The following is a 15024-nucleotide window of genomic DNA, read 5'->3' on the forward strand; positions in this document are numbered from 1 at the left end:
TGGCACCATGTGGTTCGACGACTGGTCCGACATCGTCCGGGTGCTCGTTGTGGGCACCGCCGCTTACGTCGGACTGGTTGCCGTGTTGCGGGTTTCGGGCAAGCGGACTCTGGCCAAGCTCAACGCCTTCGACCTGGTGGTCACCGTGGCGTTCGGTTCGACGCTGGCCACCATTCTGCTCAGCTCCGACGTGTCCTACGCCGAAGGTGTCACGGCTCTGGTTCTGCTGGCGGTTCTGCAGTTCGTCGCGGCGATGATCTCGTCGCGTCTACGCCTGGGCAGGGCCGTGATCACCGCACGTCCGACTCTGCTGCTGCGGGACGGGGCCGTCCTCGACGAGGCCCTGCTCGAACAGCGCATCAGCGCCGACGAGATCCGCCAGGTGGTGCGGGCCAGCGGCGCCGGCAGTCTGGCCGCCGTCGCGGCCGTGGTGCTGGAGACGGACGGCACCCTGAGCGTGATCAGCGCCGACCGCCTCGGTGACGGCTCTGCCCTCGGCGGCCTGTCAATGTGAGTGGCTGTGCGTCACACCCCAAGCAGGCAACGGATCGTCGAACCTGAGCCAGGCGTCTTCACCCGCTGACAGCTCCAGGTCCGTCAACAGGGCACCGGAGAGCAACTCCTGCACCCGCTCCCGGTCCAGCTTGACCCCGATGAACACGATCTCCTGCCCCGGCGCGATATCGGTGCTCGACCAGTACTGGGCGGGCTCGATCACCAGATTCGGCCCGGCCTGTGACCAGATGGCCGCGATGGCCGGCCTGCTGGCGATCCAGCAGAACCCCTTGCTGCGCAGGATGCGGGTCATCTGGCCCAGCGCTCGGGCCAGGCGGTTCGGGTGGAACGGCCGGTCCGCCCGGAAGGTCATGGAGCTGATGCCGTACTCCTCGGTCTCCGGGGTGTGGCCATCGGCGATCTCCTCGTCCCAGCCCGGCGCCTCGGCGGCCAGGATCGGGTCGAACAGACCGGTGTCGAGCACCTCGGAGAGATCGACGACGCCGTGGTCGGTGTGGATCAGTTTCGCGGTGGGATTCAGCCGTCGTACCAGCGTTTCCACCGTGGCCAGCGTGGCCGGGGTGACCAGGTCGGTCTTGTTCAGCAGAATCACGTCCGCGAACTCCACCTGGTCGACCAGGAGGTCTGAGATGCTGCGGGCGTCACCTTCCCCGGCGCTCATCTGTCGGTCGGCCAGCGCCTCTCCCCGGGCGAGCTCGGTCAGAAATGTCGAGGCGTCGACGACGGTGACCAGCGTGTCGAGCCGGGCCAGCTGTCCGAGGCTGAAACCGTCCTCGAACTCCCAGCTGAAGGTGGCGGCCACCGGCATCGGCTCGGAGATCCCGGTCGACTCGATGACGAGCTGGTCGAATCGATTCTGGCGGGCGAGCGCGCCGACTGCTTCGACCAGGTCCTCGCGCAGCGTGCAGCAGATGCATCCGTTGGTGAGTTCGACCAGCTTCTCCTCGGTGCGGTCGAGGTGGCCCTGACCGGCCACCAGGGCGGCGTCGATGTTGACCTCACTCATGTCGTTGACGATGACGGCCACCCGGCGGCCTTCGCGGTTGGCCAGGATGTGGTTGAGCAGGGTCGTCTTACCGGCGCCCAGGAATCCGGAGAGCACAGTGACGGGCAGTTTCGGGGACGCGTCGGAAGCCATGTATTAATGATAATCATTTTCATTTAATGCGCACCAGTCGGCCGGCCGTGTGCGCTTCCAATTGGCAACGGTTATCGTTGCCGGGTGAACGCAGTTCGATCCTCGACAATGCGCGTGCTGACAGCCTCCTTCGCGCTCGCCCTCCCTCTTGCCTTGTCGTCCTGCGGCAGCGATGAGGACTCCAGCAGCTCGGCCGGCACCCCGCCCCCCTCGGAGGGCGGATGCCCGACGGCACCGGTCGACGTCGTCGTCAGCGTCGATCAATGGGGAGACATCGTTTCCCAGGTCGGCGGCGCCTGTGCCGACGTCACCACGGTTCTGGCGAGTTCCTCGGTGGACCCACACGACTACGAGCCCACCCCCGCCGACGCCGCGTTGTTCGACGGCGCGCGGCTCGTCGTCCTCAACGGCGGCCACTATGACGAGTGGGCGGCGAAGCTGGCGGCCTCGTCGGCCCCGGATGCCCCGGTGATCAACGCCGTCGAACTGAGTGGACATGAGGGCGAAGAAGGGCACAGCCCGGAGGGCGAAGAAGGGCACAGTCACGAGGGGGAAGAGGGGCACAGTCACGAGGGGGAGGCCGGCCACGACCATGCCGGTGAGGGCAACCCTCATGTCTGGTACAACCCGGCGGTCGTGAACGAGGTGGCCGAAGCGGTGACCGCCCAGCTCAAGGATCTGGCGCCCGACGCCGCCGATTACCTCGATGAGCGGCACTCCGAGTTCAACAACGTGATGAAGCCCTACAACGACGCCATCGCCACGATCAGGTCCGGCGCCCAGGGCAAGACCTACGCCGCCACCGAGAGCGTGTTCGACGACATGGCTTCGGCGCTGGGGATGCAGAACCGCACGCCGGAGGGTTACCAGGCCGCGTCGGCGAACGAGGCCGAGCCGTCTCCGGCCGATCTGGACGCCTTCCTGCGTCTGCTCGGTGACCGCGGGGTGGACGTGCTGATCTACAACACTCAGACTGAGGGGTCCGTGCCCGAGCAGATCCGGGCGGCAGCCGAGCAGGCCGGAGTCCCCGTGGTCGAGGTCACCGAGACGGTGCCGCCGAACACCGAGTCGTTCCAGACCTGGCAGGTGGGACAGCTCGACGCACTGGCCGAGGCCCTCGGTGTCCGAGCATGAGCCGGCAGCCGTGCCGGCGCTGGCGTTCGACGACGTCAGCGTTGTCCGGGGCGGGCGCACGATCTGGTCGGATTCGACGCTGCGGGTCGAGGCCGGTCAGTTCGTCGCCGTCATCGGCTCCAATGGTTCCGGGAAGACCACGCTGCTCAAGGTGATCCTCGGGTTGCTTCCCGTCGCGCACGGAACGGTGCAGGTGTACGGCTCCCGTCCGGGTGCGCGTAACGACGAGATCGGCTATGTACCTCAGCACTACGACGTCAACGCGACCGAGGCGATCCGGGCCAGGGACGCCGTGTTGCTGGGGCTCACGGGACGGCGGTGGGGCTTCGCGCGGCCCCGCGCAGAGGATCGCCGTCGCGTCGAGGAGGCCCTGAATTGGGTCGAGGCCACCGACTTCGCCGACCGGCGGCTTTCGGAGTTGTCCGGCGGACAGCGTCAACGCATCGCGCTCGCCAGCGCGCTGGTGGCTCAGCCGCGAATGCTCATTCTCGATGAACCGCTGGCTTCGCTCGACATTCGTACCCAGCACGAGATCGTCGAGCTGCTCGCCAGGCTCAAGCGTGAGCTGGCGGTGACGATTCTGGTGGTCGCCCACGATCTCAATCCCCTGCTGGCGGTGCTCGACAGTGCGATCTACCTGCTCGACGGCCACGCCCATCACGCGGCGATCGATCAGGTGGTGGATTCCGATCTGCTCACCCACATGTACGGCACGCGGATCAAGGTTGCGCATACCCTGCAGGGGCAGCTCTACATGCGGAGCGACTGATGACTTTGCGGAGCAACCGATGACTTTGCGGAGCAACCGATGACTTTGCGGAGCAACCGATGACCCAGTCCCTCGTGGCGATGGGCTACCAGGACAACTGGGTGCAGATCCTGGGCTCGTCGTTCATGCGCAACGCCTGGCTCGGCGGAACGATCGTCGCGCTCGCCGCGGGTCTGATGGGCTACTTCATCGTGGTGCGCAACTCCTCGTTCGCCGCGCACGCGCTGGCCCACATCGGGCTGCCCGGCGCCACCGGCGCGGTGCTGCTCGGGCTGCCGGCGGCGCTCGGGTTGGGGGTGTTCTGCGTCGGGGGTGCGCTGGCGATCGGGGCGCTGGGCAAACGCGCCTCCGATCGCGACGTCGCGACCGGTACCGTGCTGGCCTTCGCCACCGGGCTGGGCCTGTTCTTCAACTCGCTGGCCACCCGCAATTCGTCCACCCTGACCAACGTGCTGTTCGGGAACCTGCTGGCGATCACCAACGAGCAGCTGGTGGGGTTCCTGACGCTGCTGCTGGTGCTGGCGGCCTGCATGGCGTTCATCTACCGGCCGCTGCTGTTCACCTCGGTCAACAGCCAGGTGGCCGAGGCCAAGGGGGTGCCGGTCCGCGGGCTGTCGGTGGTGTTCATGGTGCTGCTCGCGTTCACGGTGACCATGGCGGTGCAGGCGGTGGGCACGCTGCTGCTGTTCGCGCTCGTCGTCACTCCCGCGGCGACGGCTCTGATCTTCACCGCGCGCCCCGTGTACGCCATGGCGGTATCGGCGGGCATCGGGGTGTTCTCGGTCTGGGCGGGTCTCGCGCTGTCCGCGATGTTCAATCTGCCGCCCAGCTTTCTGGTGGTCACCATCGCCTGTGGCATCTGGCTGGTGGTGTGGCTGGGCGCTCGCGTGCCGCGCCCGAAGCGGACTTCCGCAGCGCAACCCGGTGTGTCCACTAATCTCGGGGAGCATGTCCAGGAGTCCAGCGCCGAGGCGCCGAGCGACCCTGGCCTCACTCGCCGCTGAGCTCAAGGTCTCGCGGACCACTGTCTCCAACGCCTACAACCGGCCCGACCAACTGTCGGCCGAACTGCGCGAACGTGTGCTGTCCACCGCCAAGGCGCTCGGCTATCCCGGTCCGGACCCGGTGGCGCGCTCGTTGCGTACCCGCAAGGCCGGCGCGGTGGGGTTGGTCATCACCGAGCCGTTGAACTATTCGTTCCGGGATCCGGCCGCGCTCGACTTCGTCGCCGGGTTGGCCGAGTCGTGCGAAGCGGTGGGGCAGGGACTGCTGTTGGTGGCGGTCGGGCCCGACCGCAGTGTCTCCGACGGCTCGGCCGCGGTGTTGGCCGCCGGTGTGGACGGTTTCGTCGTCTACTCAGCCTCCGATGACGACCCCTACCTGCCGGCGATCCTGGAGCGTCATCTGCCGGTGGTGGTGGTCGACCAGCCCCGCGACGTGCCCGGGGTGTCGCGGGTGTGCATCGATGACCGGGCAGCGATGCGCCGGCTCACCGAGCACGTGCTCGAGCTCGGTCACCGCGAGATCGGGCTGTTGACGATGCGGCTCGGCCGCGAGTGGCCGGACGCCGGCCCGGCCCCCGCGATCGCTGATCCGCAGCGGGTTCGTAGCCCGCACTTCCATGTCCAGAGCGAGCGCATCCGGGGCGTGCGTGACGCAATGACTGCGGCGGGACTGGATCCGGCGTCGCTGACCGTCGTCGAAAGCTATGAACACCTGCCCTCGTCCGGAGGTGCCGGCGCCGACGCCGCGCTGGCGGCCAATCCGCGCATCACCGCGCTGATGTGTACCGCCGACGTGCTGGCGCTGTCGGCGATGGATCACCTGCGGGCCCGCGGGGTCTACGTGCCGGGCTCGATGACGGTGACGGGTTTCGACGGTGTGCCGGAGGCGCTGCAGCGAGGCCTGACGACGGTCGTGCAACCCAGTGTCGAAAAGGGCCGCCGGGCAGGGGAACTGCTGCACGACCCGCCCCGGTCGGGATTGCCGGTGATCGAGGTCCTCGACACCGAGGTGATGCGGGGACGGACCTCCGGTCCGCCGGCCTAGCCGGTCAGTCGGCGCGCCCTGATGATGTCGTCGTGGGTGTGCTGTCCCTCGAGTCCGGCGGGTACGTCCCGTGGGTGCCGGCGGTCGACGCTGACTTCCCAGCCGTCTGAGAGCAATTCGACGATGTCGTCGTGCCCGAGGTAATCCGCGGGGTCGAAGCCGTAGGACTTGGCTTTCTCGACGTCGACGTCGGCGTGGTGCACCACGAGCAGTGTGCCACCCGGTGCTACCGCCGCCAGCAGTGCGCGTTCGGCGTCGTGTCGCGGCGAATGACGCAGCGCCGGATAGTGGGCGGTGACGAGGTCGAAACCGTTGGACGGCAACGGCATGTCCTCGAGGCGGCCGCATCGCCACGTGATCTGGACGCCGGCCTCACGGCTTCGCTGGGTGGCGCGGTCCAGGGCGACCTGGGAGACGTCGAGCGCGGTCACCCGCCATCCGCGGGTCGCCAGCCAGACGGCATCGGCGCCCAGACCGCAACCGATCTCGAGTGCGGTGCCCGGGGCGAGTTCGCCGATCTCGCGGATCAACGCCGCGCTCGGCGCCATGTCGGGGAGTTGGTCGGCGAGCGAGCTGTAGCGCTCGTCCCATTCCTCGGCGGTGGCTGTGGGGGAGGGGGATTCAGGCATGTCACCACTGTGCGTCAGGTGAACGCTCCCGGCAAAGGTTATTGCCGATCAGGCAAAGCGCATACCGCTACGCGCGTCCAGCAGATACTGCAGTGCCACCGCGACGTCGTCCGGGGAGTCGACCCGGTAGCCCGCCCCGGTGTCCCCGGGCCCGACCTTGACGCCGATGTCGCCGTCGGTGAGCCGCCGGAACGCCTTCTCGTCGGTGACGTCGTCGCCGAAGAACACCACGGTCGACGCGGCGTGCTGGTCCCGCAGGATGTCGATCGCCTCGCCCTTGTCGGTGGAGATCACGGCGAACTCGAGGACGGCCTTGCCGGTGGTGGCATGGGCGTCCCACTCGGCGGCGGCCTCCCAGGCCGCGGCCAGCGCGGCCTCCCCGTCGCTCGGCGAAGCGTTGCGCACGTGCAACGCCACACTGGCGGGCTTCGTCTCCACGGTGACCCCGGCCCGGCCGGACGCGATCTCCTCCAGCGTCTCGGTGATGTTGCGCAACAGCTCCCGATCGATGTCGTGCGAGAACCCGTGGTCGAACTCCGCGCCGTGGGATCCCACCAGATGCACCGCGTCCGGCATCGACGACAACGCCCGCAGGTCACGCAACGCGCGACCGGAGATCAGCGCGACGGCGGTGGACGGCAGCTCCGCAAGCCCGACAAGGGCGCGTCCGGCCTCGGGCAGCGGGCGGGCATCGGACGGGTTGCTGACGATCGGCGACAGGGTGCCGTCGAAGTCGGAGGTGACCAGAAGCCGGGGCAGTTTCGCGGCGGCGTCGAGCGCGCTGGACAGATCGGCAGGCAGGTCGCTCACGCCTTCAGATCTTAGGCTGGTCGCCGTCCCCGATGAGCAGTCGCACGGCCAGATCCAGGCGTTTGGCGACGTCGGTGGCCGATGCCCGTCGGGTCAGCCAGGCCAGCAGATTGGACAGCCACACATCGGAGATCACCCGTGCGATGTGGTACTGGTCCTCGGTCGGTTCGCCCTCGCTCATCGCGCGCGCGAACATCGAGTCCATCAGCTTGCCGACGTGGTCGACCTCACCGGCTGCCGAGGCGTCGGCGAACACGAAGGCCCGAGTCATCGCCTCGGTGAGCAGCGGGTTGCGCTGCATTGCGCGGTTGAGCTTGCCGACCATGATGTTGAGGCGCTGGTACGGGGTGGCGCCGGCGGCGAGCACCGCCCGGTCGGTCTTGGCGTCGATGCGCTCGAACTCCCGCCCGAGCGCCGAGACCAGCAGATGCACCTTGGACGGGAAGTACCGGTACAGGGTGCCGACCGCGACATCGGCGCGTTCGGCCACCGCCCGCATCTGAACGGCCTCGTAACCGCCCTTCGAGGCGATCGCCAGCGTGGCGTCCAGGATGCGCTTGCGTCGCTCGCGCTGGGCCTCGGAGCCGAGTTCGGATTCAGCCAGAACCGCCACGTTCATCACCTGGCGGGGGCGGGTGTCAGCACCAGCGCCCGATGCGGCGCGGGCCGGCGTGCCCGACAATTCTGACGTCCCTGACATGCGACGTGCGGCTCCTTCGTGATGCGTACCGCTGGAAACGATACGCATGCCGATCCCCGATTGCTCACCTCCGTGCCGTGACGACACCGACGTGCCCTGCTGTGATGGCGGTCGACTTGACGGTCCAACGCTGGCAATATTAGAACACGTTCTAGTGGGAAGCACGGTCTTCTCGCCCAAACGCTAGGAGTCACGGTGTCGGCTAGGTCCACGAACTCGTCTGCCACCCTCACCGACGAGCAGTCCGCCGCGCGTGAACTGGTTCGGAGCTGGGCGGCCGGATCCCGCGCGGTCGAGGCCGCGCGCGACGTCGAGCAGGGTGATCCCGAGGCGTGGCGCTCGGCTTACGACGGTCTGGCTCAACTAGGCACATTCGGTGTGGCACTGCCCGAGGAGCACGGCGGGGCCGACGGAACCGTGGGCGACCTCTGCGCAATGCTCGACGAGGCGGCTGCCGCGATGGTCCCCGGCCCGGTGGCCTCCACCGCAGTGGCCACCCTGGTGTTGTCGGATTCACACGCCGAACTGCTGGAATCGTTGGCCTCCGGGGAGCGCACCGCGGGTGTGGCCCTGGCCTCCGACCTCACCTACTCCGACGGACGAGTGTCGGGTACGGCCGAGTACGTCCTGGGCGGGTCTGCCGGTGGTGTGCTGCTGCTGGCGGCCGGGGACACCTGGGTGCTGGTCGACGCCGCCGCCGACGGCGTCACCGTGGAACCGCTGGCCGCCACCGACTTCTCCCGGCCGCTGGCGCGGGTGGTGACCGACGGCGCCGCCGCTGAGGAGCTCGCTGTGCCCGCGCAGCGGATCGTCGACCTGATCGTCACGGTGCTCTCCGCCGAGGCCGCCGGTCTGGCCCGGTGGTGCCTGCAGACCGCCACCGAGTACGCCAAGGTCCGTGAGCAGTTCGGCAAGCCGATCGGCAGCTTCCAGGCCATCAAGCACATGTGCGCCGAGATGCTCCTGCGCTCCGAGCAGGCCTCGGTCGCCGCCGCGGACGCGGCCCGGGCCGCGTCGGAATCGGCGGGGCAGTCCGAGGATGCGCAGTTGTCGCTGGCCGCCGCACTGGCAGCGTCGGTAGGTATCGAGGCCGCGAAAGCCAACGCCAAGGACTGCATCCAGGTTCTGGGTGGTATCGGCATCACCTGGGAGCACGACGCGCATCTGTACCTGCGGCGCGCCTACGCCATCGCGCAGTTCCTCGGCGGGCGGTCGCGCTGGCTGCGGCGGGTTGTTGCGCTGACCCAGCAGGGTGTTCGTCGCGACCTGCACATCGATCTCGACTCGGTGGCCGATCTGCGGCCCGAGATCTCCGCCGCGGTCGCCGACGTCGCAGCGAAGCCCGCCGAGCAGCGTCAGGTGGCGCTGGCCGAGGCCGGCTTGCTCGCACCGCACTGGCCCCGGCCCTACGGTCGGGCCGCCGGGCCCGCCGAGCAGTTGCTGATCGACCAGGAGCTGGCGGCGGCTGAAGTGGTGCGTCCGGACCTGGTGATCGGGTGGTGGGCGGTCCCGACGATTCTCGAGCATGGCAGCCAGGAGCAGATCGAGAAGTTCGTCCCGGCGACGTTGCGCGGTGACCTGCGCTGGTGCCAGCTGTTCAGCGAGCCCGGGGCGGGCTCGGACCTGGCCGCGCTGCGCACCAAGGCCGTGCGCGCGGACGGCGGGTCCGCGGGCGGTGCAACGGGGTCCGGCTGGAAGCTGACCGGGCAGAAGGTGTGGACGTCGTCGGCGCAGCAGGCGCACTGGGGGGTGTGCCTGGCCCGAACCGACCCGGATGCACCGAAGCACAAGGGCATCACCTACTTCCTGATCGACATGACGTCACCGGGGATCGTCGTGCGACCGCTACGGGAGATCACCGGCGACGAACTGTTCAACGAGGTCTTCCTGGACGACGTGTTCGTCCCCGACGAGATGGTCGTCGGGCAGGTCAACGACGGGTGGCGGCTGGCGCGTACCACGCTGGCCAACGAGCGGGTCGCCATGGCTCAAGGCACCGCGCTGGGCAACCCGATGGAGGAGCTGCTGCGCTCGGTGGCCGAACTCGATGCTGCGCAACAGGATCGGCTCGGCGAGCTGATCGTGACCGCCCAGGTCGGATCGTTGCTCGACCAGCGCATCGCCCAGTTGGCCGTGGTCGGCGAGGACCCCGGTCCGCAGGCCAGCGCCCGCAAGCTCATCGGGGTGCGTTACCGCCAGGGGCTCGCCGAGTTCCGGATGGATCTGGCCGAGGGCGCGGGCATCGTGGACAGCACGCAGGTGCACGACTTCCTCAACACCCGCTGCCTGACCATCGCCGGCGGCACCGAGCAGATCCTGCTGACCATGGCCGGCGAGCGGTTGCTGGGCCTGCCGCGCTGAGGCGTGCGCGGGCGCACCATCTGAAGGCGTGCGCGGGCGCACCATCCAAAGGCGTGCGCGGGCGAACTAACCGAATGTGGTCTGTGCGCAGGCGGTCGGAGTGGTGAGGTTGACACCGCTGTAGACGACCTGGATCTGCGAACAGGCGATGAAGTCCGACCCCGTCGCGGGCAGTCCGGTGCTCCACTGGGTGGGCGCGGTGTCACCGTCGGACTTGAACCGTTCGATGGGGCCGCCGCCGAAGTAGGTGATGGAGATCTGCACGTCGTTGATCGCCTTGTACATCTTCGACAACACGTTGTTGTGGTTGGCGCCCTTGAGTTCCCGGGGTGTCCCGGACGGGGCGCTGTACCACGCCTCCTGCCACACGTCGCGATCCGAACTGCGGATGGTGATGGTCTGACGGGCCCAGGTGTCACCCGGGAACCCGGTGGGGCCGGTCGGCGTCATCAGGTTCGCCGTGGTGTTGAAGAAGCACCGGTTCTGCGCCGCCACACAGTCGGCGGTGACGTTCATCTGGATCTGGGTGGCGCCGTCGACCGGGATCGACGACGTGCCGGAGTTGGATGCGCCGGCGGCCGTGGCAGGCTGCGCGAGCCCCGCCGCTGCCAACAGGACGGCGGTGCATGCTGCTGCGAGCCGGTTCATCGTCACGAAGGTAATCCCTAGCTACTCGTCGTAGGTGACTTCGACCGAATCCGACAGGGGATGGGCCTGGCAGGCCAGGATCAACCCCTCCTCCAGATCGGAGTCCTCGAGGACATCGTTGACCTCCATCTCGGTGTCGCCGGATTTCTTCACCACCGCGCACGCGCCGCAATGCCCTTCCCGGCACGAGAACGGCGCGTCGAGCCCTTTGTCCAGCAGCACGTCGAGCAGTTTCGCGCGTCGCGGCCAGGACACCTCGTGCGTCTGACCGTCGAGGGTGACCACCGCGGTGGCCGGCCCTTCGTCGCTGTCGTCCTCCTCCAGTACCACGGCAGCGAACGGGTCGGAGTCGAGTGACTTGAACACCTCGATGTGGATGCGGTCGGGGGACATCCCGGAGCTGGTCAACGCCTCCTCGGCGGCTTTCATGAACGGTCCCGGGCCGCAGATGAAGGCTTCACGGGCGCCGAACGGGGCGACCAGCTCGGCCAGTCCGGCCACTGCCGGCAGGCCCTGCACCGACTCCAGCCAGTGGATGACGGTGAGCCGGTCGGGATATTGGGCTGCGAGCTCGCGTAGCGCGGCGGCGAAGATGACCGAGTTCTCGTCGCGGTTGGCGTAGATCAGCGTGACTTTGCCGCTGCCCTGCGCCAGCGCCGACTTCAGAATCGCCATCATCGGCGTGATGCCGCTGCCGGCGGCGAGCAGCACGAAGTCCGTGTCCAGCGACTTGGGCACGAAGGTGCCCGAGGGTGCGAGCACATGCACCTTCATGCCGGCTTGGGCGTGGTCGCACAACCAGTTCGACGCGTAACCGTCGGCGGTGCGCTTGACGGTGACGGTCATCGGGTCGCCGGTGAACGGCGAACTGCACAACGAATAGCACCGGGCGACCGAACCGGTCAGATCGCTGGGCACCCGCAGGGTCAAGAACTGCCCGGGTTCGTAGCGCAGCTTCTCCGGGGCGACGGGGGCGTCGGCAGGAGAGGTGAACACCAGGGATCGGGCGTCGGCCGTCTCGTCGATGACCTCGGCGATCTCCAGTTCGAGCACATGGGTGCCCAGTGGTTCGTCGGCTTTGACGTCCGTCACTCGCGCGCCTCCCTTTCGACGGGCACCGTCATCCGACGCCACCCCAATAACTAGAACAGGTTACAGAAATGAATGTCTGCAGGTCCAGCCGCCGCAGGGCACCGCTGCTCGACACAAATCGTAACGTGTTCTAATCTCAATACCGTCAGTCCGCACTCCCTGGGAGGCATACCCGTGACGTCCATTGAACAGCGCGACGTGCAATCGGTGCTATCGGGCATCGACGATCTCCTGCCGCGGATCGCCAAGCGCGCCGCGGCCGCCGAAGAGTTGCGGCGTCTGCCCGACGAGACGGTCGCCGAACTCGACGAGGTCGGGTTCTTCAAGCTGCTCCAACCTGAGCAGTGGGGCGGACTGCAGTGCGATCCGACGCAGTTCTTCGAAGCGGTGCGGCGCATCGCCAGCGCGTGCGGCTCCACCGGATGGGTCTCGTCGATCCTCGGTGTGCACAACTGGCACCTGGCGCTGTTCGATCAGCAGGCTCAGGACGACGTCTGGGGCGACGATCCGACGGTGCGCGTGTCGTCGTCGTACGCGCCGATGGGTGCGGGCACCGTGGTCGACGGTGGCTACCTGGTCAGCGGCGCCTGGCAGTGGTCGTCGGGCTGCGACCACGCCACCTGGGCGTTCCTCGGCGGTCCGGTGATCAAGGACGGCAAGCCGGTCGACTTCGGCAGCTTCCTGATCCCGCGCAGCGACTACCGCATCGACGATGTCTGGAACGTGGTCGGTCTCAAGGCAACCGGAAGCAACACCGTGGTGGTCAAGGACGTGTTCGTCCCGCGTCACCGGTTCCTGTCCTACCGGGCGATGAACGACGGGACCGCCGGCGGATACGAGAACAACACCGCACCGGTCTACAAGATGCCTTGGGGCACCATGCATCCCACCACCATCAGCACCCCCATCATGGGGATGGCGTACGGCGCCTACGAGGCGCATGTCGAGCATCAGGGCAAGCGGGTGCGTGCCGCGTTCGCCGGCGAGAAGTCCAAGGACGATCCGTTCGCCAAGATCCGTATCGCCGAGGCCGCCAGCGACATCGACGCCGGCTGGCGTCAGCTGATGGGCAATGTCGCCGACGAGTACAAGCTGCTGCAGGCCGGTGAGGAGATCCCGTTCTCGCTGCGGGCCAGCGCACGCCGCGATCAGGTCCGCGCGACCGCGCGGGCGATCGCGTCGATCGATCTGCTGTTCGAGGCGTCCGGTGCGACGGCACTGCAGCTCGACCAGCCGGTGCAGCGGTTCTGGCGGGACGCACACGCCGGCCGGGTGCACGCCGCGAACGAGCCCGAGCGTGCCTACCTGATCTTCGGCAACGAGGCGTTCGGCCTGCCGCCCCAGGACACGATGGTCTAGATGACATCCTTCGCCGCCGAAACTGCTCAGCAGCAAGAGATCACGTTCGATTCGACCTCCCGCTATGCGCAGGTCCGCGAGGACATGCGGTTGCACTATCACGAGGCGGGCGACCCGGAGTCGCCCACCATCGTGTTGCTGCACGGCGGCGGCCCGGGCGCATCGAGCTGGTCGAACTTCGGGCGCAACATTCCGGTGCTGGCCGAGCATTTCCACGTGCTCGCCGTGGATCAGCCCGGCTACGGGCATTCCGACAAGCACACCGAGCACGAGCAGTACAACCGCTACAGCGCCACGGCGCTGCTCAACCTGTTCGATCACCTCGGCCTCGAACGGGCTGCGCTGGTGGGCAACTCACTCGGTGGCGGCACCGCGGTGCGCTTCGCTCTGGACAACCCGAAGCGGGCGGGCCGTCTGGTGTTGATGGGACCCGGAGGGCTGAGCGTCAACCTGTTCGCGCCCGACCCGACCGAGGGCGTGAAGCTGCTCGGCCGCTTCGCTGCCGACCCGACGCGGGAGAACATCGAGAAGTTCCTGCGCATCATGGTGTTCGACCAGAGCCTGATCACCCCCGAACTGGTCGAGGAACGTTTCCAGATCGCCAGCACGCCTGAGTCGCTCGCCGCCACCAAGGCGATGGGCAAGTCGTTCGCGGGTGCGGACTTCGAGCTCGGCATGATGTGGCGCGACGTCTACAAGCTGCGCCAGCGGGTACTGCTGATCTGGGGCCGTGAGGACCGGGTCAATCCGCTGGACGGGGCACTGGTGGCGCTCAAGCAGATTCCCCGCGTCCAGCTGCATGTGTTCGGCCAGTGCGGGCACTGGGCGCAGCTCGAGAAGTTCGACGAGTTCAACAAGCTCACCGTGGATTTTTTGTCCGACGTCGCTGAGGGGGGTTCACGATGATCCGCTCATTGGGGTACCTACGCATCGAGGCCACCGACATGGGGGCCTGGCGCGAGTACGGGCTCAAGGTGCTCGGCATGGTCGAGGGGTCCGGCGGCACCGAGGGTGCGCTGTACCTGCGCATGGACGAGTTCCCGGCCCGCCTGGTGATCGTGCCCGGCGAGCATGACCGGTTGCTGGTCTCCGGCTGGGAGACGAGCAACGCCGCGGGGTTACAGGAGATCCGGCACCGACTCGACCTGCAGGGCGTCCCGTACAAGGAGGGCACCTCCGCGGAGAAGGCCGAGCGTCGCGTTGACGAGATGATCGTGTTCGACGATCCGTCCGGCAACACCCTGGAGGTGTTCCACGGTGTCGCTCTCGAACACCGCCGCGTGGTGAGCCCCTACGGCCACAAGTTCGTCACCGAGGAACAGGGCCTCGGTCACGTGGTGCTGACCACCCGCGACGACGCGGAGACGCTTCACTTCTATCGCGATGTGCTGGGCTTCAGCCTGCGCGACTCGATGCGGCTGCCTCCGCAGCTGGTGGGCAGGCCCGCCGACGGGGAGCCGGCGTGGTTGCGGTTCCTCGGGGTCAACCCGCGCCACCACAGCCTGGCCTTCATGCCCGGCGAGACTCCGAGCGGTATTGTCCATCTGATGGTCGAGGTGGGAAACGCCGACGATGTCGGCCTCTGCCTGGACCGGGCACTGCGCCGCAAGGTCAAGATGTCGGCAACGCTGGGGCGCCACGTCAACGACAAGATGCTGTCGTTCTACATGAAGACGCCCGGCGGGTTCGACGTCGAGTTCGGTTGCGAGGGTCTCGAGGTGGACGACCACAGCTGGGTTGCGCGGGAGAGCACCGCGGTGTCGCTGTGGGGACACGACTTCAGCGTCGGCTTCAAGAGTTGATGACGGGCGCTGACACG

15 protein-coding genes are annotated in these 15024 nt (G+C 67.9%); 9 read left to right on the plus strand and 6 right to left on the minus strand.

Translation table 11 applies throughout. The features are described from left to right. Positions 1-7: 7 nt before the first annotated feature. Complete coding sequence (locus ACEWX3_RS03045) at positions 8-514, plus strand: YetF domain-containing protein (RefSeq protein ID WP_221354173.1); 507 nt, start codon at positions 8-10, stop codon at positions 512-514. Here ACEWX3_RS03045 and ACEWX3_RS03050 read toward each other — a convergent pair. After that, positions 506-1654 (minus strand): GTP-binding protein, encoded by a 1149-nt coding sequence (locus ACEWX3_RS03050; RefSeq protein WP_374158663.1) that lies wholly within the window; start codon positions 1652-1654, stop codon positions 506-508. The two genes, ACEWX3_RS03045 and ACEWX3_RS03050, sit on opposite strands and share 9 nt — an antisense overlap. A gap of 108 nt (positions 1655-1762) precedes the next feature. On the opposite strand from ACEWX3_RS03050, the gene ACEWX3_RS03055 reads away from it, so the two are divergent. Genes ACEWX3_RS03055 through ACEWX3_RS03070 form a run of 4 tightly spaced genes read left to right on the plus strand, consistent with a single transcriptional unit; the run spans position 1763 to position 5606 of the window. Next, positions 1763-2788 (plus strand): metal ABC transporter solute-binding protein, Zn/Mn family, encoded by a 1026-nt coding sequence (locus ACEWX3_RS03055; RefSeq protein ID WP_374158664.1) that lies wholly within the window; start codon positions 1763-1765, stop codon positions 2786-2788. Then, entirely contained in the window at positions 2775-3557 is a 783-nt protein-coding gene (locus ACEWX3_RS03060) for a metal ABC transporter ATP-binding protein (protein WP_374158665.1), read from the plus strand. Before ACEWX3_RS03055 ends, ACEWX3_RS03060 begins: the two co-directional genes overlap by 14 nt. Positions 3558-3616: 59 nt before the next feature. Further along, the gene (locus ACEWX3_RS03065; protein WP_374158666.1) at positions 3617-4561 is read left to right on the plus strand and encodes a metal ABC transporter permease; all 945 of its coding nucleotides are present in this window, start codon (positions 3617-3619) and stop codon (positions 4559-4561) included. Then, complete coding sequence (locus tag ACEWX3_RS03070; RefSeq protein WP_207065133.1) at positions 4506-5606, plus strand: LacI family DNA-binding transcriptional regulator; 1101 nt, start codon at positions 4506-4508, stop codon at positions 5604-5606. The genes ACEWX3_RS03065 and ACEWX3_RS03070 overlap by 56 nt, the downstream gene beginning before the upstream one ends. Here the strand turns inward: ACEWX3_RS03070 and ACEWX3_RS03075 are convergent. The 3 genes from ACEWX3_RS03075 to kstR are packed head-to-tail and all read right to left on the minus strand — an operon-like array spanning position 5603 to position 7658. Next, positions 5603-6235 carry a class I SAM-dependent methyltransferase gene (locus ACEWX3_RS03075; protein ID WP_374158667.1) on the minus strand — a complete coding sequence of 211 codons (633 nt, stop codon included), beginning with the start codon at positions 6233-6235 and terminating at the stop codon, positions 5603-5605. The genes ACEWX3_RS03070 and ACEWX3_RS03075 overlap by 4 nt on opposite strands. Positions 6236-6283: 48 nt before the next feature. Then, positions 6284-7045 (minus strand): trehalose-phosphatase, encoded by a 762-nt coding sequence (gene otsB, locus ACEWX3_RS03080; RefSeq protein ID WP_207065135.1) that lies wholly within the window; start codon positions 7043-7045, stop codon positions 6284-6286. A gap of 4 nt (positions 7046-7049) precedes the next feature. Next, positions 7050-7658, minus strand: coding sequence for a cholesterol catabolism transcriptional regulator KstR (gene kstR / locus ACEWX3_RS03085; protein WP_173012260.1), 609 nt, complete (start codon positions 7656-7658; stop codon positions 7050-7052). Between the two features lie 282 nt (positions 7659-7940). Between kstR and ACEWX3_RS03090 the strand changes: the two genes are divergently transcribed. Continuing rightward, positions 7941-10106 (plus strand): acyl-CoA dehydrogenase, encoded by a 2166-nt coding sequence (locus tag ACEWX3_RS03090; RefSeq protein ID WP_207065136.1) that lies wholly within the window; start codon positions 7941-7943, stop codon positions 10104-10106. A gap of 66 nt (positions 10107-10172) precedes the next feature. On the opposite strand, the gene ACEWX3_RS03095 is transcribed toward ACEWX3_RS03090, so the two are convergent. Together ACEWX3_RS03095 and ACEWX3_RS03100 are read right to left on the minus strand one after the other, a co-directional pair. Further along, a complete protein-coding gene (locus ACEWX3_RS03095) occupies positions 10173-10754 on the minus strand; it encodes a hypothetical protein (RefSeq protein ID WP_207065137.1) in 582 nt (193 codons plus the stop codon). A 21-nt stretch (positions 10755-10775) separates the two neighbouring features. Next, positions 10776-11846 (minus strand): 2Fe-2S iron-sulfur cluster-binding protein, encoded by a 1071-nt coding sequence (locus ACEWX3_RS03100; RefSeq protein ID WP_374158668.1) that lies wholly within the window; start codon positions 11844-11846, stop codon positions 10776-10778. 174 nt (positions 11847-12020) lie between these two features. On the opposite strand from ACEWX3_RS03100, the gene hsaA reads away from it, so the two are divergent. Genes hsaA through hsaC form a run of 3 tightly spaced genes read left to right on the plus strand, consistent with a single transcriptional unit; the run spans position 12021 to position 15007 of the window. Next, positions 12021-13205 carry a 3-hydroxy-9,10-secoandrosta-1,3,5(10)-triene-9,17-dione monooxygenase oxygenase subunit gene (hsaA, locus tag ACEWX3_RS03105; protein WP_374158669.1) on the plus strand — a complete coding sequence of 395 codons (1185 nt, stop codon included), beginning with the start codon at positions 12021-12023 and terminating at the stop codon, positions 13203-13205. Beyond that, positions 13206-14111 carry a 4,5:9,10-diseco-3-hydroxy-5,9,17-trioxoandrosta-1(10),2-diene-4-oate hydrolase gene (hsaD, locus tag ACEWX3_RS03110; RefSeq protein WP_207065140.1) on the plus strand — a complete coding sequence of 302 codons (906 nt, stop codon included), beginning with the start codon at positions 13206-13208 and terminating at the stop codon, positions 14109-14111. Continuing rightward, positions 14108-15007: an iron-dependent extradiol dioxygenase HsaC gene (gene hsaC / locus ACEWX3_RS03115; protein WP_152518893.1), complete on the plus strand. Its 900-nt coding sequence runs from the start codon at positions 14108-14110 to the stop codon at positions 15005-15007. Before hsaD ends, hsaC begins: the two co-directional genes overlap by 4 nt. Positions 15008-15024: the final 17 nt, after the last annotated feature.

Source organism: Mycobacterium sp. G7A2, assembly GCF_041902445.1.
Taxonomy (GTDB): domain Bacteria; phylum Actinomycetota; class Actinomycetes; order Mycobacteriales; family Mycobacteriaceae; genus Mycobacterium.